Consider the following 2,592-nt stretch of genomic DNA (forward strand, 5'->3'; position numbering starts at 1 on the left):
AAAATCCTAAAGATCATACGTAGGTGGACCCAATATGAAACAGAATTTACCGGTCACAGGCGTGGAGCAGCGTTTTTCTGCCCAAGCTAATATTCTATCGACCACTAATCTTGATGGCAAAATCACTTATATTAACAAAGACTTTATTGATATCAGCGGCTTCAGCAAAGAAGAGCTAATAGGTCAGAACCACCACATTGTCCGCCACCCTGATATGCCACCCGCCGTATTTAAAATGTTTTGGGCTGATTTACGCGCCGAAAAATCCTGGATGGGTATTGTCAAAAATCGCTGTAAAAACGGTGACCATTACTGGGTTGATGCTTATGCAACGCCGATTAAAAAGAATGGCAGAACCGAGGAATATCAATCGGTAAGGCGTAAAGCAAAGCCTGAATTTATTACTCGGGCAGAAGAAGTTTACGCCGCCATCCAGGCTGGAAAATCTTTACGCAAGCTGGGCGATTCACTATCGCTGCCCGCCAAAATATTGATTACACTCTTTGCCGGCTTACTATTGCCGGTACTGGTTTATCTCTTAAACTACTCCGCCTTACTCGTACTATTAGCCACAATTTTTAGTACCTTTGTTGTCAGCGCCGCAGTCTTCGTCTTTAGCCAACCTTTACTGCTCGCATTAACGAAACTCAAAACCATTTCTGAAGATAAGGTCGCGCGCTACGTCTACACCGGTCGAAATGATGAAGCCGGGACTTTGTTATTGGCGGTTAAAAAACTTGAGTCTGAGAACGCGGCATTAATTGGCCGCATCAATGATATGTCGTCAACCTTAAGTGAAAATGCCCAAAGTTTAAGTGCTGCCGTAACACAATCTGAAAATGGCACCTTACGTCAGTTTGAACAAACAGAGCAGGTTGCAACGGCAATGGAACAGATGGCCGTGAGTATCCAAAGCGTATCCATCAACGCAGCCGAAACTTCTACCGCCTCTGCTGACGGACTGGCAATTGCCAACTCCGGCAAACAGGTTGTTGATGAAAATGCCAGCACCATTAATGAATTGAAACGTCTCATTCACTCGGGGTCGCAGGTCATCAATAACGTTGCCATAAGCAGCAATGAAATTGAAAAAATCCTCGACGTTATTCTCGCCATTGCCGACCAGACTAATTTGTTGGCGTTAAACGCAGCCATTGAAGCTGCACGAGCAGGTGAGCTTGGCCGGGGCTTCGCGGTTGTTGCCGATGAAGTGCGCTCTTTGGCCAATCGCACCCAAGAATCCACTAAAGAGATCCGCGGCGTCATTGAGCAATTACAAAGTGGTGTCCGACAAGCCGTCAGTGCCATGCGATCCGGTGAAGCGGCAGCGGAACAGAGTGTGGCAAAAAGCCATGCCACGGCGCAGGCTCTGGAAAATATCCTGAATGCGATTAGCACGATTTCCCGCATGAGCGAGCAAATTGCGCGGGCAGTAAATGAACAAACGTCGGTGGTAAACTCGGTCAGTGAAAGCGTGCATATTATAAAAAGTAATGCGCAGGAAAACCTCGATGCCGTTAAATTAAGCGGAAAGGTTGCCGAAAAGACGGTCAATATCACCAGAAGATTGGATCAGCTAACCAATCAGTTCTGGGCGACACAGCAAGGGATCTAGCCATGCGCACCCTAAACCTGATTTATCGCTCGGAACAGGAGCTGCAGGCATACTTATCCGAGCACAGGCTGAGTTCAGGTCGCGGCATTATTCAGCTATTTTCCGGGCGTAGCCCGTAAGAAACTTTGCGTGTACAGCGGATACTTAAAGCTAGTCTCCCTGATTTTGTGCTGATCGGTACTGGAATTTCCATTGCTGGTTAAAAGAGGCCAGCAACAGTTTCTGCGTGCGCCTGTCGGCATTACCCCAGACAAACAGGGTGTCATTCTGGCCGGCAATCTACAAATTAACGACCAGGTTTCTTTCTCTTTTGCTGATCTGCATGGTTTGCGCACAGAAGTACAACAGCTCGAGCAACAAAACGGCGCAGTGTCGCTGATCTATTCATGTGCAGCCAGAAAAACCTTTATGCAACAGCAAATTGAGCAGGAAGATTCGAAGCTTGGTACCTTAAATCAAGCGAGTGGTTGCTTTTTATATGGCGAATTTGCCACAGAACAGCAGCATTTCAGCCTACATAACCTTTCTAGTACTTTGCTAGTTTTAACCGAGCAAGCTGAAATTATCAACCTTAAATTCACCACCACACAAACCACTACAGTAGCGCCCAACTCATTACAAACTATGGCATTTTTAGCTAAAAGCACCGGGGCGGAGTTAAATGAGGCAATGATTTTTCTGGAGCAACAACAGTACGCATTGAACTATAGCTCTATCGTATCGATGACTGATCCACAAGGTAATATTACCTATGTAAATAAAAAGTTTGAGGAAATCAGCGGCTATAAAAGCGATGAATTGTTGGGGAAAAACCACCGTATTATAAAGAATCCTGCTATGCCGGAAAAAGTGCATCACAGCTTATGGCGAACTCATACGTATATCCTTAAGAGCTTAAGCTGCTGATATATTTAGATTAGTTAGCATTTTAAACACCCCGTTTTTTTGATCCCTCTTCAAATTCTGACGCTGGCAAT

Annotated in this window: 2 protein-coding genes; both read left to right on the plus strand. The window is 45.5% G+C overall.

What is annotated here, in order from left to right; genetic code table 11:
• The first annotated feature begins 34 nt into the window (after positions 1-34).
• Entirely contained in the window at positions 35-1,615 is a 1,581-nt protein-coding gene (locus ACRCA4_RS14860) for a methyl-accepting chemotaxis protein (RefSeq protein WP_433190337.1), read from the plus strand.
• Positions 1,616-1,807: 192 nt separating this feature from the next.
• Positions 1,808-2,521 carry an FIST C-terminal domain-containing protein gene (locus tag ACRCA4_RS14865; protein WP_433190340.1) on the plus strand — a complete coding sequence of 238 codons (714 nt, stop codon included), beginning with the start codon at positions 1,808-1,810 and terminating at the stop codon, positions 2,519-2,521.
• The last annotated feature ends 71 nt before the right edge of the window (positions 2,522-2,592 follow it).

The sequence above is a fragment of the Rheinheimera sp. WS51 genome (assembly GCF_050936095.1).
Classification (GTDB): Bacteria; Pseudomonadota; Gammaproteobacteria; order Enterobacterales; family Alteromonadaceae; genus Alishewanella.

Excerpts from the sequence above, each read along its gene's own strand:
- ACRCA4_RS14860 (WP_433190337.1), top strand. The coding sequence starts at position 35 with ATGAAACAGAATTTACCGGTCACAGGCGTGGAGCAGCGTTTTTCTGCC.